This is a genomic window from Methylobacterium sp. P5_C11 (assembly GCF_054049775.1).
Map to the genome: position 1 here is coordinate 114,656 of NZ_JBFULS010000005.1, position 24,828 is coordinate 139,483.

At 66.4% G+C, this 24,828-nt stretch carries 19 protein-coding genes and 1 pseudogene; 6 read left to right on the forward strand and 14 right to left on the reverse strand.

The genetic code is table 11. From position 1 onward, the window contains the following. Positions 1-139: 139 nt before the first annotated feature. Together ACXJKQ_RS05030 and ACXJKQ_RS05035 are read right to left on the reverse strand one after the other, a co-directional pair. The gene (locus ACXJKQ_RS05030; protein ID WP_457104666.1) at positions 140-328 is read right to left on the reverse strand and encodes a hypothetical protein; all 189 of its coding nucleotides are present in this window, start codon (positions 326-328) and stop codon (positions 140-142) included. A gap of 280 nt (positions 329-608) precedes the next feature. Next, the gene (locus tag ACXJKQ_RS05035; protein WP_457104667.1) at positions 609-779 is read right to left on the reverse strand and encodes a hypothetical protein; all 171 of its coding nucleotides are present in this window, start codon (positions 777-779) and stop codon (positions 609-611) included. Between the two features lie 154 nt (positions 780-933). On the opposite strand from ACXJKQ_RS05035, the pseudogene ACXJKQ_RS05040 reads away from it, so the two are divergent. Beyond that, positions 934-1,143: pseudogene (locus ACXJKQ_RS05040) on the forward strand (integrase core domain-containing protein); the annotation flags it as partial. A 115-nt stretch (positions 1,144-1,258) separates the two neighbouring features. Here the strand turns inward: ACXJKQ_RS05040 and ACXJKQ_RS05045 are convergent. The 4 genes from ACXJKQ_RS05045 to ACXJKQ_RS05060 form a co-directional block, all read right to left on the reverse strand. Beyond that, positions 1,259-2,080: an oxidoreductase gene (locus tag ACXJKQ_RS05045; RefSeq protein WP_457104705.1), complete on the reverse strand. Its 822-nt coding sequence runs from the start codon at positions 2,078-2,080 to the stop codon at positions 1,259-1,261. A gap of 664 nt (positions 2,081-2,744) precedes the next feature. Then, positions 2,745-3,287, reverse strand: coding sequence for a TetR family transcriptional regulator (locus ACXJKQ_RS05050; RefSeq protein ID WP_457104668.1), 543 nt, complete (start codon positions 3,285-3,287; stop codon positions 2,745-2,747). 197 nt (positions 3,288-3,484) lie between these two features. Further along, entirely contained in the window at positions 3,485-6,598 is a 3,114-nt protein-coding gene (locus ACXJKQ_RS05055; RefSeq protein ID WP_457104669.1) for an efflux RND transporter permease subunit, read from the reverse strand. Next, positions 6,595-7,680 carry an efflux RND transporter periplasmic adaptor subunit gene (locus tag ACXJKQ_RS05060; protein ID WP_457104670.1) on the reverse strand — a complete coding sequence of 362 codons (1,086 nt, stop codon included), beginning with the start codon at positions 7,678-7,680 and terminating at the stop codon, positions 6,595-6,597. Before ACXJKQ_RS05060 ends, ACXJKQ_RS05055 begins: the two co-directional genes overlap by 4 nt. A gap of 241 nt (positions 7,681-7,921) precedes the next feature. Between ACXJKQ_RS05060 and ACXJKQ_RS05065 the strand changes: the two genes are divergently transcribed. After that, positions 7,922-9,253 (forward strand): D-serine ammonia-lyase, encoded by a 1,332-nt coding sequence (locus tag ACXJKQ_RS05065; protein WP_457104671.1) that lies wholly within the window; start codon positions 7,922-7,924, stop codon positions 9,251-9,253. 173 nt (positions 9,254-9,426) lie between these two features. Here ACXJKQ_RS05065 and ACXJKQ_RS05070 read toward each other — a convergent pair whose 3' ends face one another. Both ACXJKQ_RS05070 and ACXJKQ_RS05075 read right to left on the reverse strand, forming a co-directional pair. Beyond that, positions 9,427-9,678 (reverse strand): PilZ domain-containing protein, encoded by a 252-nt coding sequence (locus tag ACXJKQ_RS05070; RefSeq protein WP_457104672.1) that lies wholly within the window; start codon positions 9,676-9,678, stop codon positions 9,427-9,429. A gap of 107 nt (positions 9,679-9,785) precedes the next feature. Continuing rightward, on the reverse strand, positions 9,786-10,100 hold the full coding sequence (locus ACXJKQ_RS05075) for a hypothetical protein (protein ID WP_457104673.1): 315 nt from the start codon (positions 10,098-10,100) through the stop codon (positions 9,786-9,788). Between the two features lie 1,330 nt (positions 10,101-11,430). Between ACXJKQ_RS05075 and ACXJKQ_RS05080 the strand changes: the two genes are divergently transcribed. The 4 genes from ACXJKQ_RS05080 to ACXJKQ_RS05095 all read left to right on the forward strand — a co-directional run bounded on the left by ACXJKQ_RS05080 (position 11,431) and on the right by ACXJKQ_RS05095 (position 18,314). Beyond that, complete coding sequence (locus ACXJKQ_RS05080) at positions 11,431-14,700, forward strand: efflux RND transporter permease subunit (protein WP_457104674.1); 3,270 nt, start codon at positions 11,431-11,433, stop codon at positions 14,698-14,700. Then, positions 14,700-16,085 carry an efflux RND transporter periplasmic adaptor subunit gene (locus tag ACXJKQ_RS05085; RefSeq protein ID WP_457104675.1) on the forward strand — a complete coding sequence of 462 codons (1,386 nt, stop codon included), beginning with the start codon at positions 14,700-14,702 and terminating at the stop codon, positions 16,083-16,085. The genes ACXJKQ_RS05080 and ACXJKQ_RS05085 overlap by 1 nt, the downstream gene beginning before the upstream one ends. 176 nt (positions 16,086-16,261) lie before the next feature. Then, positions 16,262-16,942, forward strand: coding sequence for a response regulator transcription factor (locus tag ACXJKQ_RS05090; RefSeq protein WP_457104676.1), 681 nt, complete (start codon positions 16,262-16,264; stop codon positions 16,940-16,942). Continuing rightward, positions 16,929-18,314 carry a sensor histidine kinase gene (locus ACXJKQ_RS05095; RefSeq protein ID WP_457104677.1) on the forward strand — a complete coding sequence of 462 codons (1,386 nt, stop codon included), beginning with the start codon at positions 16,929-16,931 and terminating at the stop codon, positions 18,312-18,314. Before ACXJKQ_RS05090 ends, ACXJKQ_RS05095 begins: the two co-directional genes overlap by 14 nt. A gap of 106 nt (positions 18,315-18,420) precedes the next feature. Here ACXJKQ_RS05095 and ACXJKQ_RS05100 read toward each other — a convergent pair whose 3' ends face one another. The 6 genes from ACXJKQ_RS05100 to fabG form a co-directional block, all read right to left on the reverse strand. Further along, a complete protein-coding gene (locus ACXJKQ_RS05100; RefSeq protein WP_457104678.1) occupies positions 18,421-18,714 on the reverse strand; it encodes a hypothetical protein in 294 nt (97 codons plus the stop codon). Positions 18,715-18,830: 116 nt separating this feature from the next. Further along, a complete protein-coding gene (locus ACXJKQ_RS05105) occupies positions 18,831-19,199 on the reverse strand; it encodes a hypothetical protein (RefSeq protein WP_457104679.1) in 369 nt (122 codons plus the stop codon). Positions 19,200-19,296: 97 nt separating this feature from the next. After that, complete coding sequence (locus ACXJKQ_RS05110; RefSeq protein WP_457104680.1) at positions 19,297-20,895, reverse strand: porin; 1,599 nt, start codon at positions 20,893-20,895, stop codon at positions 19,297-19,299. A gap of 535 nt (positions 20,896-21,430) precedes the next feature. Next, positions 21,431-23,044: a GMC family oxidoreductase gene (locus ACXJKQ_RS05115; protein ID WP_457104706.1), complete on the reverse strand. Its 1,614-nt coding sequence runs from the start codon at positions 23,042-23,044 to the stop codon at positions 21,431-21,433. Positions 23,045-23,063: 19 nt separating this feature from the next. Continuing rightward, on the reverse strand, positions 23,064-23,891 hold the full coding sequence (locus ACXJKQ_RS05120; RefSeq protein WP_457104681.1) for a shikimate dehydrogenase family protein: 828 nt from the start codon (positions 23,889-23,891) through the stop codon (positions 23,064-23,066). Positions 23,892-23,914: 23 nt separating this feature from the next. After that, on the reverse strand, positions 23,915-24,721 hold the full coding sequence (gene fabG, locus ACXJKQ_RS05125) for a 3-oxoacyl-ACP reductase FabG (RefSeq protein WP_457104682.1): 807 nt from the start codon (positions 24,719-24,721) through the stop codon (positions 23,915-23,917). Between the last annotated feature and the right edge of the window lie 107 nt (positions 24,722-24,828).

Genomic DNA, 24,828 nt, shown 5'->3' on the forward strand with positions numbered 1-24,828 from the left:
ATGGAAGAGGCGGGCGCGAGCCAAGAGCATCGGGAAGGATGCGGAGACCAACTAGCGCCCCATTAGCGGATGCTTGGCCGAGTTGCGCGTTCACGGCCGTGTTGACGAAAGCGCAGCCCCGGAACTTGGCGAGGCCGAATCAGGCTCGCGCCGCGTCGAGCACAAGCCCCAGGGGAGCCTCCCGGCGCTCTGCCTCGGACTGTGCGGTGCGAGACGACGATAGGGCCTCCTGGAACCATCCCATCCAGGCCGCATGCCGCCGCTCCAAATAGGCCCGGATGAGGTCGTCCTTGGAGGGGAGGTGCCGGTAGAACGTCACCTTCGTCACCCTTGCCTTCGCAATGAGCGGTCGATGCCGGTGGCGCGGATACCCTGTCGATGGAACAGGTCCTGTGCCGTACGCAGGATGCGTTCCCGCGCTGGCATGGGGGCCGAGGAGATCGGGTTCGACGTCTTCTCTCCTATGTCTGGCCTGCTGCCGGTTTCACGGACCCCCGGTTTGGGTGTGAGTTTCGTGATCAGAGCGGCGACATGTTTCCCTGTTGCGATTGGCGGGTCCTGTGGTCTGGGAATGCGTGCCAGGACCCGCCACCATCAAGGCGCGTCGGCTACGGCTTGTTGGCCGGAGCCGGATTTGTCGTCGTTGCCGGAGGCGCGGGGTTTGCCGGTGCAGTGCTTGCAGGAGGCGGAGGAGGCGTGGGGTTTTCGGCCTTCTTCTCGTCCTTGCAGGCCGTGAGCGCGAGCAAGCCGACGAGCGGCAGCAGATAGCGAATACGCATGAGCGTTCCTCCTGTTTGGCCTGTGTAGGCTGTGAGGAACGTCACTCGACCCCTGTTCGATCCGGCGCGCAGCTGATCTGCTTCCGGATCTGTAGTCTGCTGCGCTGGGCGGCATGGCGTGTCAATCACAAGAGGGTCTTCCACCTCTGCAAGCAAGCCGACCAACAACCCGCTGGTCGCGTCGTTCAATGGCCGACTGCGTGACGTGTGCCTGAACGCGAACTGGATCTTGTCGTCGGCCGATGCTTGGAGCAGGATCGAGGCGTGGCGGCGCCCGTACAACGAGAGCCGTCCTCACACAGCCCTGGGGTGGTTGACGCCTCAGGAATTTGCCGCGGCGGCCGCCGAGCAGGCCGCCAAATGACGCCCGGAGGCTTACCCTTCGGCCGGGCCAAGATCCGGCGGACCGTCACACAGTCCGCGACCTTGCATCGGTCGTGAACCACAAACGGGGTCAACTCCAATGGGCGCTCGGCGCATCAAGGCAGCTGAGGAAGATCCATCTCCTTGCGGAAACTCCTGTCGAAAGCGCCCGCCGGAACGAACCTGCGAAGGAAGCTGACCTGACGCGCCTTGGATCCGGCAGCGTAACGGCGCTTGGGCGTTGACGCCGTGGCAGCCTTGACGACGACCTTCGCAACGACGTCGGGCGCATCCGCGCTCTCCATGGCCTCGCTCAGGAAGCGATCCCGCGCCGCGCGTTCAACGTCGTAGACGTCAAGCGGCGCATCGGACCGGACGAGGTTCCGGTCGAACGCCGTGCGCGTGAAGGCGGGCTCGACGAGCACCACTCGCACGCCCTGGCCGCGAATTTCATGGTCCAGGGACTCGGAGAAGCCTTCGACTGCATGCTTGCTCGCGCCGTACAGCGCCATATAGGGCGCCGGGATCAGCCCCATGACCGAGCTGATGTTGACGATGCGACCGGCCTTCTGAGCCCGCATGATAGGTAAAACGGCTCGGGTCGTGCGGATGATGCCGAACAGGTTGACGTCGAACATGGCGTGGGCCTGCGCGATCGAGGATTCCTCCGCAGCCCCGCTGATGCCGAAGCCGGCATTGTTGACCAAGAGGTCGATCCGGCCCGTCTCATCGAAGACCGTCTCGATCATATGGGCGACCGACACGTCGTCGGTGACGTCGCAGGTGAGCATCCTGATATCGCCGCTCGCGGCGACGGCCGGCTTCCGGCTCGTGCCGAACACACGGTATCCGGCAGCCCGCAGGGCCTTGGCGGTTTCGAGGCCGATGCCGGAGGCCGCCCCGGTCACGATGGCGGTCTTGCTCGAGGTCTGGTTCACGATGCTCTCCTTCCGAGGGCCGCCTGCGGGCGACCCTCGCTTATAAATTACGAACATAATATATGATGGCAAGGCGCGAATTGCATTGGGGCGGGTTGTCCGGTGCGCCAGGGCACCGGAATGCGCATCCGCCCGTCCAAGTCCCCTCGACGGAGCATATGCTGCCACTGCATCTGGGGACCTCCCTTCCCCGCAGGCGCAGAGCATAATCCCGCCCACCGATAGCAGGGGGCGGCGGCCGGAACTCGGTCCTCATCGCCGTGTGGCCCCGAGGCGTGTACCGACGCCGCGCGTCAGGAGGCGAGCGCCGGGTCCGGTTCGGGCATCCCTGCGCACCAGCTCGTTCGGGGGCAGCCTCGGCCGAGAACAGTCTTCTCGCCGCAAAGGCCGTCGCGTTCACGCGGGCATGGTGATGATCCCCGCCGAAAGGGCAGCGAACATCCCCGCGACGCTGAGCGCCGCCGCGATCATGGCGCCACCGGGTGTGCCATGCCCATCCGCGGAAGGCTCCCGGCGAGCGGACAGCGAACGACGCGGCCTGCGCCCTGAGCCGCGAAGGACAGCCTGCAGAAGGAAGAGGAGCTGTCCGGCCGATGGCTTCCGGCAGGACCCCCGCCGCTGCTTGCAGTCGCCCGGCCCGGAAGGCCGATCGGGCGAAGGGCCGTCAGGGCGCGACGGAATCCTGCGCCGCCTGAAGGAGTTCCTCCGCCAGGGCCTCGTTATCAACGGCGCGCGCCAGGACGACCGCCCCGACGAGCGTCGCCATCGTCGCCAGGGCTCGCTGCCGACGGCGCTCCTTCAAGGCCCCGGGTGTCAGGCCAGCCAACAGGGACGCCAGTCGCTCCACGCCCTGCGTGAACCGCGCCCGGACGAGGCTGCCCGACAATTCGCGGGAGACATCGTTCGCCAGAGCCGCCAGGGGACAGCCCTTCCCGGGCGTCTGGACATGGCCCAGGGACAGGTAGTTCGCGACCACGGTATCCGTGGTGCCCCGGTGTTCCTCCGCGAGCGCCGCGTCGAACGCCTCGGCCGCCAGCGCATCCTTGTTGGCGAACTGGCCATAGAAGCCGCCATGGGTCAGTCCGGCGGCCGCCATGATGTCCACGACCCCGACACCGTGGAGTCCCCTCTCGCGGAACAGGGCCGCGGCGACCTCGACCACGCGTTGCCGGTTGATCCTGGCCTGCTCCTGCGAAACTCTCGGCATGGCCCGATCCCTCCGTGCGCCCGACACCAATATAGATGCGCGCCGTCATCTAAAGAAGGTCGTTCACATCGCGCGCGCGAGCGCGATCCCTGAGGGCAGTCGACCGGCCTGCGCGAGGGGGCGAAGCGCAGGCCGGTCGCCGTACCGGGCACGCACCGGGTGAGCGCCCGATCCTCCAAGGCCTCGGGGCCGGGGCGTCACGCTTGCGCGTGGTGCGGCACCGCGCCCGGACCGGCCGGAACGTCCGTTCCACGCGGCTCGCGTGCGACCCGGAACCAGAGGGCATAGAGGGCCGGCAGGAACAGCAGCGTCAGGAGCGTCCCGACCCCGACGCCGCCGATCAGCACGTAGGCCAGAGCCCCCCAGAACACGGAGTGGGTCAGCGGGATGAAGGCGAGCATCGCGGCGGCCGCCGTGAGGATCACCGGGCGGGCTCGGCGCACCGTCGACTCGACGATGGCCTCGTAGTCCGACAGCCCCGCCGCGCGGTCGTGGTGGATCTGGTCCACCAGGATCAGCGTGTTGCGCATCAGGATGCCCGACAGCGCGATCAGGCCGAGGATCGCGTTGAAGCCGAAGGGCTGGTGGAAGACGAGCAGCGTCGGGACGGCGCCGACGAGGCCGAGCGGCGCGGTCGCGAACACCATGAACATGGTGGTGAAAGAGCGCACCTGCAGCATGATGACCGTCAGCGTCACGATCAGCATCAGCGGGAAGACCGTCACCAGCGCCTTCATGGCCTTCTCGCTCTCCTCCACCGACCCGGCCGTGTCGATGCGGTAGCCGGGCGGCAGCTTCGCCCTGATCGCCGCGAGTTCAGGGACGATCTGGGCATGGATGTCCGGCGGCTGCTTGCCGTCGATCACGTCGCCCTGCACGCGGATGTAGGTCTCGCGGTTGTAGCGCTTGAGCACCGCATCCTCGGCGCGGCTCTCCAGGTGGGCCACCTGCGAGAGCGGGATCTGCCGCCCGTCCCTGGTGGCAAGCGTCAAGTCGCCGATGTCGCCGAGCGAGCGGCGCTCCGGGCCAGGGCTACGCAGGAGCACGTCCACGGAGCGCAGGTTCTCGCGCACCTGGGTCGCGGGGGTGCCGTTGAGGTAGCTCTGCAGCTGCTGGCCGGCCTCCTTCGGTGTCAGGCCGATCAGGCGAAGGCGCTCCTGATCGAGGGCGAGGTGCAGGGTCGGCGTTCTGTCACCCCAATCGAGATGGACGAGGCGCATATTGGGGTTGGCCATCATGACGTCGCGCACCTCCGCGGCAATGCCGCGGATGACGTTGAGGTCCGGTCCGACCACCCGGAAGGCGACGGGGAAGCGCACCGGCGGCCCGAACACGATCTGCAGCACGCGCACCCGCGCCTCGGGGAAGAGGCCGGCGTCGACGAGCTGGCGCACCTTGCCGCGCAACACGTCGCGGGCATGGGAATCCGCGGTCTGGACGACGATCTGCGCGAAGGCGGGGTCCGGCAGCTCGGGGTCGAAGGACAGCACGAAGCGCGGCATGCCCTGACCGATGTAGCTCGTAATCGCGCGCGCCTCGGGGAGCGCCCGCACGGCCGCCTCGACCTTTCTCACGCTGGCCTCGGTGGTCGCGAAGGCGGAACCGGTCGGCAGCGTCACCTCGACGATGAGTTCCGAGCGCTCCGAATTCGGGAAGAACTGCTTCTCGACCTTACTCATGCCGACCAYGGCCGCCGCGAACAAAGCCACGGTGATGCCGGCCGCCATCCACTTGTGGTCGACAGAGGCCCGCACCACGCGGCGCAGGCGCTGGTAGTTCCTGGTGGCGTAGATCGCCGCGTGGCCGCCCTCGACCGTCTTGATGTCGGGCAGGAGCTTGACGCCGAGATAGGGCGTGAAGGTCACGGCCACGATCCACGAGACGACCAGAGAGAACGCCACGACCCAGAAGATGTTGCCGGCATACTCGCCCGCCGTGGAGGCGGCGAAGCCCACGGGCAGGAAGCCCGCGATGGTGACGATGGTGCCGGTGAGCATCGGCGCGGCGGTGGCACTCCAAGCGTAGGTGGCCGCCGAGATCCGGTCGGCCCCTTCCTCCATGCGCACCACCATCATCTCGATGGCGATGATCGCGTCGTCCACGAGCAGACCGAGGGAGATGATCAGGGCGCCGAGCGTGATGCGGTCGAAGTCGCGGCCGGTGACCATCATCACCACGAACACCGCCGAGAGGGTCAGCGGCACGGCCAGCGCCACCACGATGCCGACCCGGAAACCCAGCGCCACCAGGCTCACGAAGATCACCACCGACAGAGCGGTGAAGAACTTCACCATGAATTCGTGGATGGCGTCGTCGATGACCTTCGCCTGGTCGGTGATCTTGGTGAAGGTCACGCCGGTCGGAAGCGCGTGGTGGATCGCCACCTCCTCGGCGTTGAGCGCCTCGCCGAGGCTGAGGCCGTTGAAGCCCGGCTTCATCACGAGGCCGAGCACCAGGGCCGGCTCGCCGTCGTTGCGGATCGCGAAGGCCTTCGGATCCTCGTAGCCGCGCTTCACTGCGGCGATGTCGCCGAGCTTGAGGCTGCGGTCGCCGGCCGCCACCGGCAGGTTGCGGATCGCGTCGAGGCCATCGATGGCTCCGTCGAGCCGCAGGTAAACGCGCGGCCCGTCGGCCTCGACGAAGCCCGCCGGCGTCACGTCGTTCTGGTTGGCCAAAGCGGCCAGGAGCTGCTGGCCGGTGATGCCGAGCGTCGCGAGACGCTGGTAGGAGACCTCGACGAAGATCTTCTGCGCCTGCTCGCCCAGGATGTTGATCTTCTCGACGCCGGGCACGCGCAGCAGCCGCTGGCGAAGGTCCTCGGCGCGCAGAACGAGGTGCCGGTGCGGCAGACCCTGCGCCTGGAGGGCGTAGAGGGCGAAGTAGACGTCCGAGAACTCGTCGTTGAACAGGGGTCCGAGCACGCCGCGCGGGAGGGTGGAGGCTTGGTCCGAGAGCTTCTTGCGCGCCTGGTAGAATTCCGAAGGGAGCTTGGCCGGCGGCATCGAGTCCTTGAAGAACACCTTCATCAGCATGAGGCCAGGACGGACCGTCGTCTCGACCCGGTCGTAGTAGTCGAGTTCCTGCAGGCGTTTCTCGAGCGGGTCGGCGACCTGCCGCTGGATCTCGTCGGTGGTCGCGCCGGGCCACGCGGCGGAGACCGCCATCGTCTTGACCGTGAAGGTCGGATCCTCTGCCCGGCCGAGCTTTTCGAAGGCGAAGATGCCTGCGGCGGTGACCGCGAGCAGGAGGAACAGCGTGACGGCGCGCTCGCGCACCGCCAGGGCCGAGAGGTTGAAGCGGGAGGCGGTCATCGGCCGGCCTCGGCCACGCTCGAGCCGGCCAGCCGGACCTTCTCCCCGGCCTTGAGGAGATGGGCGCCGAGGGAAACGATCCGGTCGCCCGGATTCAGGCCGGCGGCGACGTCCGCGCTCTCCTCGGACAGGCGCGTGACGGTGACGGGCTGCGCCGTGACCGTCTGAGTCCGGGCATCGTAGCGCCAGACGGCCGAGCCGCCGCCCTGATCGAACAGGGCGCCGAGCGGAACCGACACCGAAGCCGTCGCCTGCGGCTGGACGGGGCACAACCGGAGGGTGACCGTCGCCCCGAGCGGCGCGGTCTCGCCGCCGCCGGAGAGGATGTAGCGGGCGCGGTAGGTTCGGGTCGCCGGGTCGGCCGTGGCCGAAAGCTCCCGGAGCCGGGCCGGATAGGTGGTCTCCCCCTCCGCGTAGAGGGTCGCCGAAGCCGTGCCCTTCGCCCGCTGCCGGCTCCCTTCCGGCAGGAACACCTCCGCCTCGCGGGCGCCGTCGCGGGCGAGCTTCACCACCGTCTGGCCGGCGGCGACGACCTGCCCGGGCTCGCTGGGCACTTCCATCACGACGCCGTCGGCATCGGCCAGAAGCTCAGAATAGCCGGCCTGATTGCCGATCTGGCTCGCTTGTGCCTCGGCGTTGGCGAACTGGGCGATGGCCGCGTCCGCCGCGGCCTTGTTCTGATCGTAGGTCTGCTTGGAGGTCCAGCCGTCGCCGACGAGCTTGCGGCTGCGCTCCTCGTCGGCCTTGGCCTTGATCATCTGCGCGCGGGCCGCCTCGACCGAGGCGCGGGCCGCGTTGAGCGCGAGGGTGAAGTCGGTGCGGTCGAGCCGCATCAGGGACTGCCCGAGGCTCACGTGGTCGCCGGGATCGACGAGGCGCTCGAAGATCTTGCCGCCGACCCGGAAGCCGAGATTGCTCTCGGTGCGGGCGCGGATCACGCCGGTGTAGCGCGCGACGCTGCCCGCGGCGGGCGCGACCGCGATGGTCTGGACCAGCGGCGGCTCGGGCGTCACGGCGGTCTCGGCCGGGGAGCATGCCGCCAGGGCCAAACCGGCGAGCCCGATCATCCATCGCGCGTCCATTGCAGATTCCCGTCGCCGTCCGAGCATCATAAAAATTATGATCGTCATCTATTATGGTGCGGCGACGTCGTCAATGGCCCCCGCGGCCGACGTCGCCGACGTTGCCGATTTTAGCGGCCGAGCGGACGAACAATGGAGCGCTGACGACGCTCAAATCGCGTCCCGCGGGCACGAGCCATGCTAAGGTCGGTGCATCCTGCGTGTCTGGACGTGCCATCGGTGCGCCGCCGTTCTTGCGCGCATGTTCTGCAGGCAGCCATCGACCGGGACCGCAATCGCTATGACTGCAATCGCCGAACCGCAGGGAAAATCACTGCTCGAACGGATCCCGGCCGCTGTCATGGGCGCCAGCCCTACGATCTGGATCAATCCCGCCCTTGGCAGCAGCGCGTCCGTTTTGCCGAGCCTGGCGTTCGGTCATGCCGATGTCGAGCAGGCGGTGGCGCGCTGGCGGCGTTTCGCGCCCTTGCTGGCTCACCTGTTCCCCGATGAGGGCGCGGGCCGGATCGATTCGCCGTTGATCCCCATGGCGGTGGACCTGTCCGAGAGGATGATGCCGGGCGCCGCCATGGGGCGCGTGCTGGTCAAGGGCGACCACGCGTTGCCGGTGACGGGCTGCATCAAGGCGCGGGGCGGCGTGTACGAGGTTCTGGCCTACGCCGAGGTGCTCGCCGGCCGCGCCGGGCTGCTCGCGGAAGGCGGATCCTACGCGGCCTTCGCCGGGTCGGCGTTCCGCGACCTGTTCGCCCGGCATACCATCGCGGTCGGCAGCACAGGCAATCTCGGCTTCAGCGTGGGCCTGATGGGGCGTGCGCTCGGGTTCTCGGTCGAAGTGCACATGTCGCACGATGCCAAGGCCTGGAAGAAGGCACGCCTGCGCGCTCTTGGCGCCCGCGTCGTCGAGCATCGTGGCGACTACGGAGCGGCGGTGGCGGCAGCGCGGGCTGCCTTTTCCGGACGCGACGACGCGCATTTCGTGGACGACGAGAATTCGGTCGACCTGTTCCTCGGTTACGCCGCCGCCGCCCACGACCTGGATCGGCAACTCGCGGCGGCGGGGATCGCGGTGGAGCCCGCTCGCCCCCTGTATGTCTATCTGCCCTGCGGCGTCGGCGGCGCACCGGGGGGGGTCGCCTTCGGGCTCAAGCTGCTGTTCGGTGACGCCGTGCATCCGGTCTTCGTCGAGCCCGTCGCCTCGCCCTGCATGCTGGTGCAACTCGCCGCGGGCCTCGAACGGTCGGTGAGCGTCTATGACGTCGGCCTGGACAACCGGACCGCAGCCGACGGGCTGGCGGTCGCCACAGCCTCCATGCTGGTCGCGAGGACCCTCGAGAGGCTCGTCAGCGCCGTGGTCACGGTGACCGACGACGCGTTGTACCATTGGCTCAAGGTGCTCTGGACGGAGGCGAACATCCGTCTGGAACCGTCCGCCGCGGCCGGCTTCGCCGCCGCGGAGCGGTTCGCCGCACAGCTTCCGGCGGAGGCGCGCGCCGGCGCGACCCACGTGATCTGGACGACCGGTGGCGAACACCTCCCGGTCGGCGAATTCGAGGCTGCTTTGGCCCGGGGTTAGAGGGTGCCCCGACGGGTCCAGCTCTGCGAGTCCGTTGAGGCGATCCCTCGACGTCTCGTGGTCCAGGCCGCCCGCGCGACCGCGTGGCGTATGGCAGGGTGACCGGCTGACAGCCGCGTGCAGAGACAGGCGGGCGGCGACACGCCTGACCACAATCCTCTGGCCGGCTGAGATCACTCCATGAGATCGGTCAAGGCTCCGATCTCGTCGGCATTCTTCCACACCGTCTCGCAACCGATCACCTTGTCGGTGGCGTCGATGGTCAGCGTGAATTCGGACGGTATCCGCTCCGTGCCTACGAGCCGGAGCCGAACGCCCCACCGTGACATGTCATGCACCACGCAGGGGATCGCCGGGTGGCCTGCCACCGCGATCCGACCCTGCAGGTTGATGGCGACGCGCCGGGAAATCCGCTGGTTTTCCATATGTACAAAGCCCTAAAGCCACGCACGTTACACAGCGATCTTCAATGAGCCGTTGACGCGTAAGGCGAAATTGCGCGGAACAACCGGACACGACGGCTCGAATTGGATCATCCGGTCTGCCGGTTCGGCAGCCACCGGGAGACGAAGTGCAATGGACGCGCCACGCTGGCGCCAGCGCTGCCATCCCTGACGGGTTCGTCGTCGGGCACCAGCGACGCGATCAACCGCAACAGATTCTCCCGCTCCTCGCCGCTGAACAGCACGAGGAACGAACCCAGTTCCAATTCCACCTCCGGTTCGTCGTCTCCGGTTCGGTGCAGAACATAGGGTTGGCCGGTCTTCACATCGCGCGTCAGCGCCCATCGGTCGCCGGCGGCGCCAATGTGAAACTCCCGAACGACACGGGGCGCCTGTTCAATCATGCCTCAACCAACGCGCAGTCAATCACGCAACGCACGGCCGATTAGCACCAAATTACGGGCGCGAATATAATCTGCTTCCGTATTCCACAATCTTGCGTTTCAGGATCGTGCATCCAAGACGGCGTTGGCGGCCGCACGGTCTGTGATTCGAACTCGCTCGCGTGCCGTAGACGGCTTGAACCCGGTGCGGCCTCGGCAGATCTGCCGGGTGAAACGGCGGTCTCGCAAACCGGCATTGTCGATCGGCTTATCCCCTGTGAGATCCATTGAGAGAGTCGCTGCCGATCGGTCGCCGCCGTGTCTCTCGGCTAGGGATAGGCGTGTCTGCGTGAGCGCTCGAACGCATCCGCGCAGGGTTTGTCGAATAACCTGCAGGGCGGATCGGCGTCGCCCGGCTCTGCCAACAGCGGTTGTCCTCCGACGTCGCCGGTGGAATGACGCTGCGAATATCGCGATCTCGGATCGAAATAGGGGTCCGAGGTGTAGCTGTTCATGAACGCGCCGCCTGCAGGCATCTCGCTCTCGGCTCTGGCCATGCCGATCAGTCGTGGAATCGTAAGCGCGGCCATTGCAAGCCACAGGCATCGTCTGACCATTGGCTGGCCTCTCTTCGTGTCGGCATAAAGGACGGTACGGATCGGGATCGGAACAAATGTGTCGGGACAATAGAAAGATAATTGAAGCTGATAGAAATTCGTATGCGAGAGATACAACGCGGAATGATTTTTATCAGATTGAAAACTAGAGATTTGCCGTCGACTCAATCATTGAACTTAGAGAGTCAGTGCTGATGGATGGCGCCGCCGAAATCCATTCCGACAGGGACGCCAACGCACGTTCACGCGATCGAGAAAAGGTTGCGTCCGCCATAGATCACCGAACCCAGCGCCTCCGCACCACGCCGTAGAGACGCGACCTTCTGCGGCCTCAGACGGTCGTGGATCGCGCCGCATCCCTGACGTGTAGATCGCGTGAGTTTGGCGGCCATGACAATGAAACAACGATTTCTCAAGTAAAAATAATAATACTTCTTGAATAATATTTCAATTTCCAATCGTCGCGATTGCGAGGTTCGATCGAGTCCGACCGGCCGCTCGTCTCTGGCTTCCCCGACTTTATGAAACCGGGCGCGATTTTAAGTTTCTTAAAGACGCTTTTAGTTTATCGCGCCGAATTCATTCGAAGAGTGGTTTCGTGCGGACTATATCGCTTTCCAGCGGGGCCACCGCTCGGCGTCCTCTTAGCAAACAAAGCTCAATCCGCGCATAATCCTTGCGGCCCACTGGCCGAGGACATGCGCCGGATCGGGGTGGGACATCGGCTAGGTAGCATGGAACTCGTCCGGTTCGCTCTCAAGTTCCGCAAGAGCTTCTATGTTCTTGCCATCCTTATGTTCCTGTCCGGCGTCGGGTCGATCGCGGTGGCGCCCAAGGATGTTCTCCCCGCCGTCGATATCCCGGTTGTGGTGGTGGTCTGGACCTACAGCGGTCTCGACGCGACCGACATGGTTCAGCGCATCACGAACTACAGTGAGTTCTCGCTCTCCAGCAACGTGAACAACATCAGGCGGATCGAATCGACCTCGATCCAAGGCACTGTGACCGAGCGGATCTACTTCGATTCCGCCGTGAGCATCGATCTGGCGATGACCCAGGTCGACTCGGCCATGAACGCGATCCGCTCGCGCATGCCGCCGGGCGTGCAGCCGCCCGTGATCATGCGCTTCTCCGCCTCGTCGGTGCCGGTGATCCAGCTGGCCCTGTCCTCGTCGAAGCTGACGCTCACCAACGTCTTCGACTACGCCCAGTATCGGACACGCAGGCGGCTGGCCGAGGTGCCGGGCTCCACCCTGCCATCCCCCTATGGCGGTGCGCCGCGGCAGGTGATGGTCGATCTCGATCCCGCGAAGCTGCGCGCCCTCGGCATGACGCCGCTCGACGTTCTCGACGCGGTTCTGAAGCAGAATCTCGTGGTGCCCTCGGGTCTCGCGAAGATCGGGACACAACAATACACGGTCCGGCTCAATTCGAGCCCGCAGCTGGTCGACCAGCTCAATCGCATCCCGATCAAGGTCGAGAACAATCAACCGGTCCTCCTGCGCGATGTCGCCCATGTTCGCGACGGGGCGCCCCCGCAGATCAACATCGTGCGCGCCGACGGGACGCATTCCGTCCTGCTGCAAGTTTTGAAGAACGGCGCGGCCTCGACGTTGGACGTCGTGAACGCCGTGAAGGCGGCGCTGCCCGACATCCGCGCCGCCGCGCCAAAGGGCATGACGATTACCTCGCTCTTCGATCAGTCGGTCTTCGTCTCCGACGCGATCTCCGACGTGGTCCGCGAGGCGGTGATCGCGGCCGGCCTCACTGGCTTGGCGATCCTGCTGTTCCTGGGGTCTTGGCGCTCGACCATCGTGGTCCTCGTCTCGATCCCCCTCTGCATCCTGACCTCCCTGTCGATCCTGGTCGCCCTCGGGCAAACCATCAATGTGATGACCCTGGGCGGCCTCGCCCTGGCGGTTGGCATCCTGGTGGATGACGCGACCGTTGCCATCGAGAACACCTACCGGATGTTCGAGGAGGGCTTCCCGTTCCGGCGGTCCGTGGTCGAGGGGGTCGCCGGTATCGCCAAGCCCGCGCTGATCTCGACGCTGGCGATCTGCTCGGCCTTCTCGGCAGTCTTCTTCCTCACCGACGCGCCCCGCTACCTTTTCGTCCCACAGGCCGAGGCGGTGGTGTTCGCGATGCTCACTTCCTACCTGCTGTCGCGGACGCTGGTGGCGATCCTGATCGACGTCCTGGTCGCCCCGGAATATGCCCGGCATCACGGCGGCTCGCATCCGGATGTCAACGGGTCCGTGGCGCCCCGCCGACGCACGAGACTGGGTCGCCTGCTCGGTGCGGTGGCGTGGCCGGCCCTCTGGCTCCTCCGGATTCCGGTGCGTGGCGCCCTCGCCTTTCGGGCCGCCTTCGAGCGGGGCTTCGCGCGCTTCCACGCCGGCTATGTCGGGCTTCTCTCCGCCGTGCTCCACCATCCGCGCCGGGCTTTGCTCGGCGGGCTCTCCGTCGTCGCCGTGACCGCGTCGATCTTTCCCTTCGTCGGGCAGGATTACTTCCCGATGATCCAGTCCAGCCAGATGACGCTGCATATCCGCACCCGGCCGGGCCAGCGGATCGAAGAGGCGGAAAAGACCTTCGCGCAGGTCGAGGATGTCGTCCGGCAGGTCGTCCCAAAAGAAGAAATTGGCCTGATTCTCGACAACATCGGTCTCCCGGCATCGAACTATAATTTCGCCTTCATGGATGCGTCATTCGTTGCGTACAACGATGGGCAAATGCTCATCAACCTGAAGGGCGAGCACAAGCCGATCGCGTTCTATCAGAAACGCCTGCGCAAGGTCCTGCGCGACGCGTTTCCCGAGGACACCTTCTACTTCCAGCCGTCCGATATCATCACGCAGATCCTGAACTTCGGCACCGTTGCGCAGATCGATGTGCAGGTGGCCGGTCGGCATGATGACAAGGACCTCGCCGTCGCCCGCGACTTGGTCCGCCGGATCTCCGCGGTCCGAGGCGCCGTCGACGTCCACCTCCACCAGATCGTCGACGCGCCGCAGATGTACGTGAATGTCGACCGGAGGCTGGCGTCGGAGATGGGTGTCAGCGAGCAGTCCATTGCGCAGAACCTCAACGTCTCGCTCTCCGGCTCCTTCCAGGTCAGCCCGAACTTCTGGGCCGATCCGAAGTCCGGGATGCCCTATCAGCTCTGGGTTCAGACACCGGAATGGCGCAACGCTGATATCAATCAGCTCATGAACACTCCGGTCTCCGTGCACGCGACCACGCAGAACCGGCCCGGGATTCCGATCCTGCTGTCGAACATCGCGACGATGCAGCGTCAGCCGGAGCAGACGGTCATCAACCACGTCAATCAGCAGCCGACCTTCGATGTGCTCGCCAACGTTCAGAACGCCGATCTCGGCAGCGTGCGCACGGACGTAGAACGGATCGTGGCCGAGGAGCAGGCTCAGCTTCCGGCCCCGGACAAGATCCTGGTCCGGGGCCAGATCGAGAGCATGGAGAGCGCGTTCTCGCATATCGAACTCGGGCTCGGGATCGCGCTGGTGGCGGTCTACCTGCTCCTCGTCCTGAACTATCAGACCTGGGTCGATCCCTTCGTCGTCATCGCCGCGCTGCCGCTCGCCTTCTGCGGCATCGTGATGAGCCTGTTCATCACCAGCACCGCGTTCTCGATCCCGGCCCTGTTCGGGGCGATCATGTCGGTCGGCGTCGCGAGCGCGAACTCGATCCTGCTCGTCACCTTCGCCAAGGAGCATCGGGAAGCCACGGGCTGCTCGGCCCGTGAGGCCGCCCTGATGGCGGGCCATACCCGGCTCCGACCGGTCCTGATGACCGCCTCGGCGATGTTCCTCGGCCTGATCCCGATGGCGATCGGTGCGGGCGAAGGCGCCGAGCAGAATGCCGCCCTGGCCCGCGCGGTGATGGGCGGGATCGGGATGGGCACCGTCTCGACCCTGTTGTTCGTCCCCCTCCTCTACACCCTGCTCCGGCGCAGCCCGATCAAGCCCCTCGAGGATTATTGATGCACGCTTTCACCGACGCCCCCGGGAGCGGCGCCGAGGCTGCCGCGCGGGCGCACCAGCACGCGGTCGAGGTCGATCCGCTGCGGCAGGACAGGGCCGGCGAGGTGCTTGCCCATGCCTCACCTCCGCCGCCGCGCAAGCGGCCCTTCCTGGTGGCGCTGATCGCCCTCGGCAGCGCCCTAGGGCTCGGCGCCTGGCACCATTGGCAGGCCTATCAGGCCTCCCTGGAGACGCAGGCCGAGACCGTCAACTTCGTCCCCGAGGTCCGGACCGGGCCGGCCAAGGTGGAGGACGGCCCCCTTACCCTGACCCTTCCGGGCCAGACGGAGGCCTTCGACCACGCCGACATCTTCGCCCGCGCCACCGGCTACATCGCCGAACGCCGGGTCGACATCGGCTCGCGGGTCAAGAAGGGCGACCTTCTCATCCGCATCGCCGCCCCGGATCTGGACCAACAGGCGCGTCAGGCCGAGGCCCAGCTAGGCCAGCTTCGCGCCCAGCTCGCGGTCGCGAATGCGGACGTGCAGCAGGCCAGGGCCAACGTCACCCTCGCGAACGCCACGGACGCGCGCACCTCGACGTTGGCCGGTCAGGGCTGGGCCTCCAAGCAGAACGCCGATCAGACCCGGGCCGGGATGCTGACCGCCTCCGCGTCCCTGACGGCCGCGGAGGCGAAGGTGAAGGTCGCCGAGGCCAACATCACCGCGCAGCAGGCCACCGTCGACCGGCTACGAACGCTGACGACCTTCGAGAACGTCGTTGCTCCGTTCGACGGGATTGTCGTCGCCCGCAAGGTCGATGTCGGGGATCTGGTTCATGGCGATGCCGGCGGCGGGACGCCGCTCTTCTCCATCGACAGCACCGACGTCCTGCGCGTTGCCGTGCAGGTGCCGCAATCGGCAGCGGTTGGCATCCACGACGGCGTCAAGGCCCACGTGAAGGTTGCGCAGATGCCGGATCGCACGTTCTCCGGGACGGTGTCGCGGAGTTCCGTCGCCCTGCAATCGTCGGTGCGGACGCTGGAGACCGAGGTCGACGTCGCGAACCCGGAGGGCATCCTGCGACCCGGCCTCTATGTCGCCGTGACGTTCGAGGTGCCGCGCATACATCCGCGCGTGACGGTGCCGGCCGAAGCGCTGATCTTCAACGCGGACGGGACGCGCGTGGCCGTGGTCGGCGCGGACGATACCGTCCGTCTCCGTCCGATCACGATCGCGCGCGATCTCGGCACGCGGCTCGAACTGCGCAGCGGCCTGACCAGCGACGACACTGTCGTCCTCAATCCGCCCGCCGACCTTCGGGATGGCAGCCGGGTCATTCCCAAGGGCAGCGCCGCCGCCCGGAACCCTCAAGCCAAGCTCTCCGAGCAGGCGAGTGCGGAGTGAGGCGCATGGTCCATAGCCCTCGCCCCCCGGTAAGCTTTGCCGCACCTATGACGCCTTCCAGCAGCCGCGGTCGGAGCCCATTTGACTCCGGGACAGAAGAGGATATTTCCGGCGCTCCCTCCGGGCCGCAGGAGACCAGACAAAGCCGGCGAATACAAAATAAGAAGGAAAAACGGATGGCTAGCGTATTGGTTGTAGAGGACGACCGCCGCGTTGCAGCCGAGATCGGGTCCGCGCTCGCGGAATACGGCTTCCAGGTGGATGAGGCGCCGAGCGGCAGCATCGGACTACGCAAGGCCATGGACGGTAACTTCGACGTGATCGTTCTGGATCGTATGCTGCCGGAGATCGACGGCCTGTCGTTGCTGACGAAGCTGCGTGCCGCGAAGGTCTCGACGCCGGTTCTCATCCTGAGTGCGCTGTCGGCCGTCAATGAACGCGTGGACGGCTTGCGAGCAGGCGGTGACGATTATCTCGCCAAGCCTTTCGAATTCATCGAGCTGACGGCCCGCGTTGATGCGCTTGCCCGGCGCAAGATGGCTGCGGAGGCGGTCAGCGAGCTGGTGGTCGGCGATCTCCGGCTCGACCTGATCGAGCGTGTGCTCGATTGTGCCGGCCGCGAGATCGAGTTGCTGCCCAAGGAATTCGCGATCATCGAGTTCCTGATGCAGAATCCCGGCGTCTTGGTCAGCCGAAAGATGATCTTCGAGTCGGTGTGGGGTTACAGCTTCAACCATCAATCGAGCGTGATCGATGTCCATATCGGCAAGATCCGCAAGAAGCTGGACCCCGACGGCCTGAATCCGCGGATCCATACGGTGCGCAACACGGGCTTCATCCTCCGTGCGCCTTCTTGAGGTCCGGCGCACGAGCGGCTTCCGGGTTGCGGGCCTGTTCTTCGCGACTTTCGGAACGGCATCGCTGGCGCTGTCGGCCTTCCTCTACATCGACACGCGCAGCTACGGGCGCAAAGCCGCGTTCGAATGGGTCGAGTGGGAATCGAAGCATCTTCTGAGCCTCTCGCCTCGGGCGCTGCGCGAGCGAATCGACGCCTCCGAGGACTTCGCCGAAGGCGGGCGTCCCCTGGTCCTCTTCGGCCCCGATCACGAACGCCGGGCCGGAGCGCCGATCGCCTATCCGGCCGCGGCGCCCCTTGGCCGGCCGTTCGTCCTGTCGCAGCCGATGGATCGCGGCACCCGGACCCTGTTCAGCCAGCTCACCGAGCTTCCGAGCGGCGAGTACGTGCTGGTGAGCCGCTCGGCCCAGGATCTTCAGGCCCTCGAGAAGGCGCTGGTCGAAACCTTCGTCTGGGGCATGGCCGCCACGATCATCATCGGCCTCGTCGGCGCCGTGATCTTCGGGGCCGGCTCGCTGCGGCAGAACGATGCGATCACCAAGGCGGTCGAGCGGATCATGCGCGGCGACCTGAGCGAACGGCTGCCGACACGCGGCGTCTCGGCCGATCTCGCGCACCTCACGCGCGTGGTCAACGACATGCTCGATCAGCTCCAGCGGCTGATGCTGGAGATCAAGGGCGTCAACGAGAACATCGCCCACGACCTGCGGACGCCCCTGACCCGGGTTGTCGGAACTTTGGAGCGGTCCCTGCGCAAGGCCGACAGCGTGCAGGCCTTCCGCACATGCAACGAAGACGTCTTGGCCGAGGTCAAGAACATCGTCATCCGCTTCTCCGCACTGCTGCGCATCTCGGAGATGGAAGACCGCCTGCGCCGTTCCGGCTTCACCGAGGTCGATCTGGGGCGGCTGTTGGAGGACGCCGTCGAGTATTACGAGCCCCTGGCCGTCGAGCGCGGCATCGAACTCCACTGGGACCGGCCGGAACCCTCCTGCATGGTCGAGGGGGATCGAAGCCTCATCTTCGAGGCGGTGAGCAACCTGATCGACAACGCGCTCAAGTTCACACCGACGGGTGGTGAGGTCACCGTGACGCTCCTGCGGAACCCCGCGGGCATCCGGGTCACCGACAGTGGGTGTGGCATACCGCCGGAGGAGCTGGGGGCCGTCCGTGCGCGATTCCGCCGCGGCGCGCTGAAGACCGACAACAGCGGTTTCGGAATCGGGCTGAGCTTGGTGGACTCGATCGCCCGGCTGCATAGTGCCGCCTTCGACATCGTCAGCGACGGCGCCGGCTGCTGCGTCACCCTGCGCTGGACTCACAGGCATGTGGAGGCGGCACTCGTAGAGCCTGCGCCGGTGCCCGCTCACTGAGCCCTGCGGTGAGCGGAACGGCCGCCGGGACGTCCCGTCCAGCCTGCCCGGCATCCGCAGCCATCGAGGCGGACACCGGGCGCCTGTCTGTTTCAGACGAGGTTGCTCAGTCCGACCGGCCGCTGCGCCGACGCTCGCGGGTATTGAAGCGGCTCCACTGCCGGTTGGTTGGGACGGTCCCCACCGAGGCCGGCTGCTGAAGGGACGAGCTGTATCCCGTCGCACCTTCCCACATCCCGCCCGAACGGTCGTTGCCCTGGGCGTAGGAGTCCGCATCGAGGCCACTGCCGTGGGTGCGGATGATGAGGCTGGGATCGATCGTGGCGCCCCCATCCTGTGCGAAGGCAGGGCCGGCAAGCAACATGGCGCCCACCGAGCAGGCCAGGACGATGCTCTTCATAGTGATCTCCCGTTTTCGAGCTGTCGCGAACCGGCGACGTGGGAGTAAGATGCAGCTTTGACGGTTTAAATTCTATATTTTATTGCAGAATAATTGTTTCGCTCTTTGGTCGACATTCAATCTTTGAATGATTCTTTGGATTTCGCCGCCGCGATCGGCCAGGGCCAGCCGATGCGCTGCGCCGATGCCCATCCCTCGGGCGGCGTATGTCGCCTGGCGATCGGGTCGTCCGTCTGCTCCATGTCCGCGTGGAGGCTCATGTGCGAAACGAAAAAGCCGACCGGTTGCCCGGTCGGCGAAGTCTTATGGGTCTGAAGCTTTGGATCAAACGAGGCGAACTCTGGTACCCGAGCCCGCCGGATCTGAAACCATAGCATCCGCTCGGTCGACGGCGAAGAAAGCCGCTGAAGAGCTGATGTCTTTGTACCTGATCCTGCGTATCGTGCAACAAAAACATTTTTTATTTGTTGAATGTCATCGGTCAAACTTCGATGTTTATGAATATGTTCCAAAATAATAAGCCCAGCCTGTTGGCTGGGCTCGGTATTTCAAGACCAAGTTGAGAAATATTTCTCTCTGGGTTCAAAAATCCCGCTGCACGCGGAAGCGGACTTGCGCCGCATCCTGCGAATTCACGTAGCGCAGGGAGTTTTTGGAGATGTCCGGCGTCACGCCACTGTTCAGCGCTGTGCGGATATACTCACCCTCGACGCCGATATCGAGGTCCTTGACGGGCGTCCAGATCAGGCTCGCGCCTGTGATCACCTGGTTGTTTCCCCTCAGAACCGGGCTGGTGGCGAAGGCCAGCGCGTTGGCGGCGCTGGCGCCAGACGGTGCGAAGCCGAAACCGAGAAGGCCGAGCGCGTTGCGACCCTTCGAATTGTAATCGATCTGCGCGTAACTCCCAAAGAAGGCCGACCGCCAGCTCGGAGCCCAGTAGTGGAGCAGTGATGCCACGGCGGAGAAGGACGTCGACAACTCCAGCCGCCCAGTCGTGGGGTTCAGTACTGCATCGGCATAGTATTGCGCGAATGAGCCGCCGCCGACGGATGCGGCACCGAGGGCGTCGTACGGCGCCGTGTAGTTCGAGATGCCGGTATACGTGATGGCGCCCTGGCCGTAGGCACCCTGCAAATAGAGGGTGTCGCCGGTCGCGATGAAGGGCAGATTGACCTTCAGGCCCCCCTGGACCGCCCAGCCATAGGCGTTCGAGGCGCGTCCGGTCGGCGAGATGCCGAGGCCGGCGGTCGCCGTCGTGATGCCCCCCACCGTGCTTCCGGCATCGCCCGCGTTGATCTCGTGGACCGCTGCGGAGAGCTGCGCGGAGCCCCAGGCCTGATCGATCCGCGCGACGCCGACGACGTCGGGCATCCGGCTCTTCTGTGTGACATCGACGAAGGCGACATTGCCGGGGCCGACGACGATCGGTGCCAGCCAGGTCGAAGGCGTGAAGGGATTGAACGCGTTGCTGTAGCCCGCGAAGCCCCCGCCCGCCGTGAACGCGCCGGCAGCCGCGCCCGTGCCGAAGATCGGGAAACGCCGGTAGGTCGGATCCTCCATGGAGGCGGTCAGCGTGATGCCGTTACCGAGCGTCGCCGAGTAGGCGAGCAGATTGGTGCTGAACGTGTCGGATCCGGCTGTGCCACCGATCAGCTCGAAATCATGAGCGTAGAAGTCGAAGAACGACGCCGCACGGCCCGCGGTGAGACCGGCGAACTGGATGAACGCCTTGTCGGCGTTGACGTAGGTCTGCGTCCGACCGAAGGCGTCGGCCCCAAGCCCGGCAATGGCCAAGCTCTCGCGCTGCCGGGATCCTGAGGTGAGGAACGGGCCGCTGCGATTGGCGATGTCGATCCGCAGGAAGGCGCGCAGGGTGCCGTAATCGGTCTGCGTGCGCGAATCGAGGTTCAGCCGCATCAGGCCCAGATAGCCGGTTACATCGCCGCCGGCCCCGGTGCGGACCTTGCTGGTCTGGTACAGGAAGTCATACCGGGCTCTGCCGGAAATACGGATACATGTATCGCCGCCAGGAATGTAGAAAAAGCCGGCACCATAGGCATTGCAAACGCGTACATACTCGACTGGGGCAGCCTTCATGGTCGGGAGATCGGCGGCTCGCGCGCTTCCGAACGGGATCAGCAAGGCTGAAGAGCCAAGTAACAGCGCCTTGAGTCTGGTCATGGTGTCCCCGCATCAAACGCCGTGGGCATGAATCCGCCAGCGTCAACCCAATGATCCGCGTTCACGTCAGGTCTCGGTTCCCGCTTGAGACCAACGCCGCAGTGAATTTGAGATTTGGCCGACCTATCGACCGGCAGCTTGACCGTATCTATCAAGAGATGATTTTACAAATAAATTGCGATTGCATTTTATAATTGGAATTGAGTTCATTAAATTTGTTTTTGTATTTGAATTGTCCAAAGCGGCGCGCGCTGAAGCCGCTTCGTTTCGCGACCCCGGATGGGTCGGCCGTTCGGGCGGGTGATTCGGTCCGCGCGTCACTCCCCGTCCCGCGCGCCGGCGCGAAAGCCGGACGGTCGCACCCGTGCAGCGCGAGGGCATCGAGCCTGCGGGGTGGGGCGGACCGGATGCGTCTGGTGGCGGGTTGTTCCGAGACCCAAGGGGCGTCTCGCCCCCGTCTGCGATGCGGCGTCGGGACCGGATCCCGTGCGATCGCGCAGGCGCGGCCGCGCTGCCGCAGATCAGCGCCGCGCTTTCAGCTGCAGGCGCCGATCAGAGCGCTCGCCTTTTCGGCAATCATGAACACCGCCGCCTGCGTATTCCCCGAAACGATGCTCGGCATTACCGAGGCGTCCGCCACGCGCAGCCCCGTAACCCCGCGCACGCGCAAGTCTGGATCCGTGACGGAACCGGGATCGGCGCCCATGCGGCAGGTGCCGCAGATGTGGTAGATGGTCTGGCCGTCGCGGCGGGCGAAGTCGAGCCAGTCGGCATCCGTCCGGCAATCAGGTCCCGGGTTGAGTTCGGGGCCACGGAAACGGTCCATCGGTGCCTGTTCGACGATGTGCCGGGCGATCTTCATCCCCTCGACCATCGCGCGACGGTCCTCCTCGGTGGCGAGGAAGTTCGGCCGGATGGCAGGGGCCTGAAGCGGATCGGGCGAGATGGCGTGGATCGTCCCGCGCGATTCGGGCCGCAGCTGCGTGACGCCGATCGTCATGCCGGGCAGGCGGTCGAGCTTGCGCTCGGCGGCGTTGGCGTAGCTCGCGTGCATGAAGAAGTACTGGACGTCAGGCCCTTCGAGACCGGGGCGCGTCCGTACGAAGCCATGGGCGAGGCCGGTGCCGAGCGACAGGATTCCCTGCCCCGTGGCGAGGTAGCGGGCCGCCGCGAGGCCGAGGCTTAAGCCGCGGGTCTGCTCGTTCAGCGTCACCGGCAGACGCACCCGCCAGTTCATCCGCGTGCAGTAATGGTCCATGTAATTGGCGCCCACTCCGGGCGCCGCGCGGCGGATCGGAAGACCGAGGCGGGTCAGGATGTCGGGATCGCCGATACCGGACAGCTCCAGGATCTGGGGGGTCTGGGCCGCGCCGGCGGCGAGGATCACCTCTCCGCAGCAGCGAAACAGCCGCTCGCGCCCTCCGACCAGCGCGGCGACACCGTTCGCCCGATCCCCATCGAAAGTCAGCCGCAGGACGTGCGCGTCGGTGACGACGGCGAGGTTCGCGCGCGGAAGGGCAGGTTTCAGGTAGGCATCGGCGGCGCTGATCCGCCGCCCGCGCCGCTGGTTGACTTGATAATAGCCGACGCCGTCCTGGCGCGCCGCATTGTAGTCCGGATTACGCAGGTGGCCGGCCGCCTCCGCCGCAGCAATGAAGGCCTCCGCAATGTCCGGCTGCTCGCCGACCTCGGTGAGCGGCAGCGGGCCGCCGCGGGCGCGCAACGGATCGGGCGGTCCGTCGAAATCCTCCACCCGTCGGAAATAGGGCAGTACGTCCGCAAAGCCCCAGCCGCGGCACCCGGCCTGCGCCCAGGCATCGTAATCCTGTGGCTGTCCGCGCACGTAGATCATGCCGTTGATCAGCGTTGATCCGCCGAGGCCCTTGCCGCGCGGCACCGCGATCACCCGGCCGCCGGTCGCCGCCTCCGGCTCGGTCCGGAAGCGCCAGTTGTAGGCCGGATGCTGAAGGAGACGGCTGAAGCCCGCCGGGATCGCGACCCAGGGGCTGCGCGCCCGACCCCCGGCCTCGAGCAGCAGCACCCTGCGCGTCCCGGACTCGGTCAGCCGGTTGGCCAGAACGCATCCCGCCGTGCCGCCGCCCACGATCACGTAGTCGAAGTCAGCCGCCGCGATGGCGTCGATGTCGATCCGTCGCACAGATCTCGCCTCAGAGTGCGCCCATGTGGTGGGCCATCAGCGCGATCTGGCGCTCCAGCATCGGCAGGCCCTTCTGGATGCGGCATCCGGCCGCCGACGCTGCGGCGAGCAGCGGCGTCGTCTCGGGATCCATGATCGCCTCGGCGACGAACTGGCCGCCGTGGAGAGCGGTCAGATCGAAGGGCGCGGCGTCCCCCGGGCGCATTCCGAGCGACGTACCGTTGACGAGGATGTCATGGTCCACTTGGCTCCCCTCCGCGGCGACCGCGAGGGCGGGATACGCGGCGCGCACGCGCGCGATCAACGCCTGCGCGCGGTCGAGGGTGCGGTTGAGGATCGTCAGGCGCGCGACGCCCGCCTCCGCCAGCGCGAAGGCGATCGCACTGGCGGCACCGCCAGCGCCTGCCAGCGCCGCGTCCCGGCCGCGGGGCTCAACGCCCGAGGCGCGCAGCGCATCGACGAAGCCGATGCCGTCCAGCATGGTGCCGACCATGCGTCCGTCCGCCTCGCGCCGGACGCAGTTCACCGCCCCGATCTGCTCGGCCTCGCGGGTGAGCGCGTCGCACAGATCCGTCATCGCCGTCTTGTGCGGAACCGTGGCGATGAAGCCGCCGAAATTGCGCACCTGCCGAAGCCCGTCCATCACGGCGGCCAAGCCGTCCGCCGGCACGTGCAGCGGAACGAGCACGCCGTCCACGCCGTGACGGGCGAAGAGCGCACCCATCACCTCGGGCGCCTTCACGTGGTAGATCGGGTCCGCCAGGATCCCGTAGACCCGTGTCCGACCGGTGATCCCGACCGCGGTGGCCGCCCCGTCCATGGCCGTCCTCTCGTCCATCCGCCGTCCTGATTGCGACCGGCTCACGTCATGTACAAGCCGCCGGCCACGTCGACAGTCTGGCCGGTCACGAAACTCGCCTCCGCGGAGGTGAGGTAAAGGGCGAGGTCCGCAACTTCCTCCGGCGATCCGAGGCGGCCCATCGGCGTCAGGCGGACCTGCGCGTCGTTGACCGCACTGCCCACCGCCCGGACCATCGGGGTCTCGATGCGTCCCGGGGCGATCGCGTTGACCCGGATGCCGAACGGACCGAGTTCGGCCGCCAGATGCTTGGTGAGGCCGATCAGCCCCGCCTTCGAGGCCGCGTAATGGCAGGCGACGATCGGCGAGTGGGTCTTTCCCGCCACCGAGGACAGGTTCACGATGAACCCACGCCCGGCCGCCCGCATCGCCGGCACGAGCGCCCGGACGGTGTTGAACGCCCCTGTGAGATTGACCGCGACTACGCGGTTCCACTCGGCCGGATCCATCTCCCAGACGCGGTGAGCCACCCCGTCGTGCTTGGGCGAGATGCCGGCATTGTTGATCACGGTATCGAAGGCCCCGCCCATCGCGGCGGCCGCCTCGGCCAAAGCAGTCTCGACCGCCGGATAGTCGGCCACGTCGAGCCGCAGCGGCAGGGCTCGCCCGCCCGCTTCCTCGATGAGCCCGACGGTCGCCGCCACGTCCTCCTGGGTGACGTCGGCGACGCCGACCAGGGCCGCGCGCGCTCCAAAGCCCTCCGCGATCGCCCGGCCGATCCCGCAGCCGGCCCCCGTGACGAGGACGCGTCGGCCGGCATGGCTCGGCCGGCGGGCGATGGCATCCGGGTTGGTCTCTCGCTCCGTCATCTCGGATCCTCCGATCGGCGCACCTCACAGAACCGCGGCCGTGGCGCGCCCGGATGGTGTCGGCCAGGATGTCCGCGCCAATCTCCACCACGGAGCGCCGGTTTGCG

Bases quoted from the DNA above. Each gene is read 5' to 3' on its own strand.
- ACXJKQ_RS05080 (WP_457104674.1), top strand. From the start codon at position 11,431: ATGGAACTCGTCCGGTTCGCTCTCAAGTTCCGCAAGAGCTTCTATGTT.
- ACXJKQ_RS05070 (WP_457104672.1), bottom strand. From the start codon at position 9,678: ATGGAAAACCAGCGGATTTCCCGGCGCGTCGCCATCAACCTGCAGGGT.
- ACXJKQ_RS05060 (WP_457104670.1), bottom strand. From the start codon at position 7,680: ATGGACGCGCGATGGATGATCGGGCTCGCCGGTTTGGCCCTGGCGGCA.
- ACXJKQ_RS05085 (WP_457104675.1), top strand. From the start codon at position 14,700: ATGCACGCTTTCACCGACGCCCCCGGGAGCGGCGCCGAGGCTGCCGCG.
- ACXJKQ_RS05035 (WP_457104667.1), bottom strand. From the start codon at position 779: ATGCGTATTCGCTATCTGCTGCCGCTCGTCGGCTTGCTCGCGCTCACG.
- ACXJKQ_RS05110 (WP_457104680.1), bottom strand. From the start codon at position 20,895: ATGACCAGACTCAAGGCGCTGTTACTTGGCTCTTCAGCCTTGCTGATC.
- ACXJKQ_RS05100 (WP_457104678.1), bottom strand. From the start codon at position 18,714: ATGAAGAGCATCGTCCTGGCCTGCTCGGTGGGCGCCATGTTGCTTGCC.
- fabG (WP_457104682.1), bottom strand. From the start codon at position 24,721: ATGACGGAGCGAGAGACCAACCCGGATGCCATCGCCCGCCGGCCGAGC.
- ACXJKQ_RS05075 (WP_457104673.1), bottom strand. From the start codon at position 10,100: ATGATTGAACAGGCGCCCCGTGTCGTTCGGGAGTTTCACATTGGCGCC.
- ACXJKQ_RS05065 (WP_457104671.1), top strand. From the start codon at position 7,922: ATGTTCTGCAGGCAGCCATCGACCGGGACCGCAATCGCTATGACTGCA.
- ACXJKQ_RS05050 (WP_457104668.1), bottom strand. From the start codon at position 3,287: ATGCCGAGAGTTTCGCAGGAGCAGGCCAGGATCAACCGGCAACGCGTG.
- ACXJKQ_RS05120 (WP_457104681.1), bottom strand. From the start codon at position 23,891: ATGGACGAGAGGACGGCCATGGACGGGGCGGCCACCGCGGTCGGGATC.
- ACXJKQ_RS05090 (WP_457104676.1), top strand. From the start codon at position 16,262: ATGGCTAGCGTATTGGTTGTAGAGGACGACCGCCGCGTTGCAGCCGAG.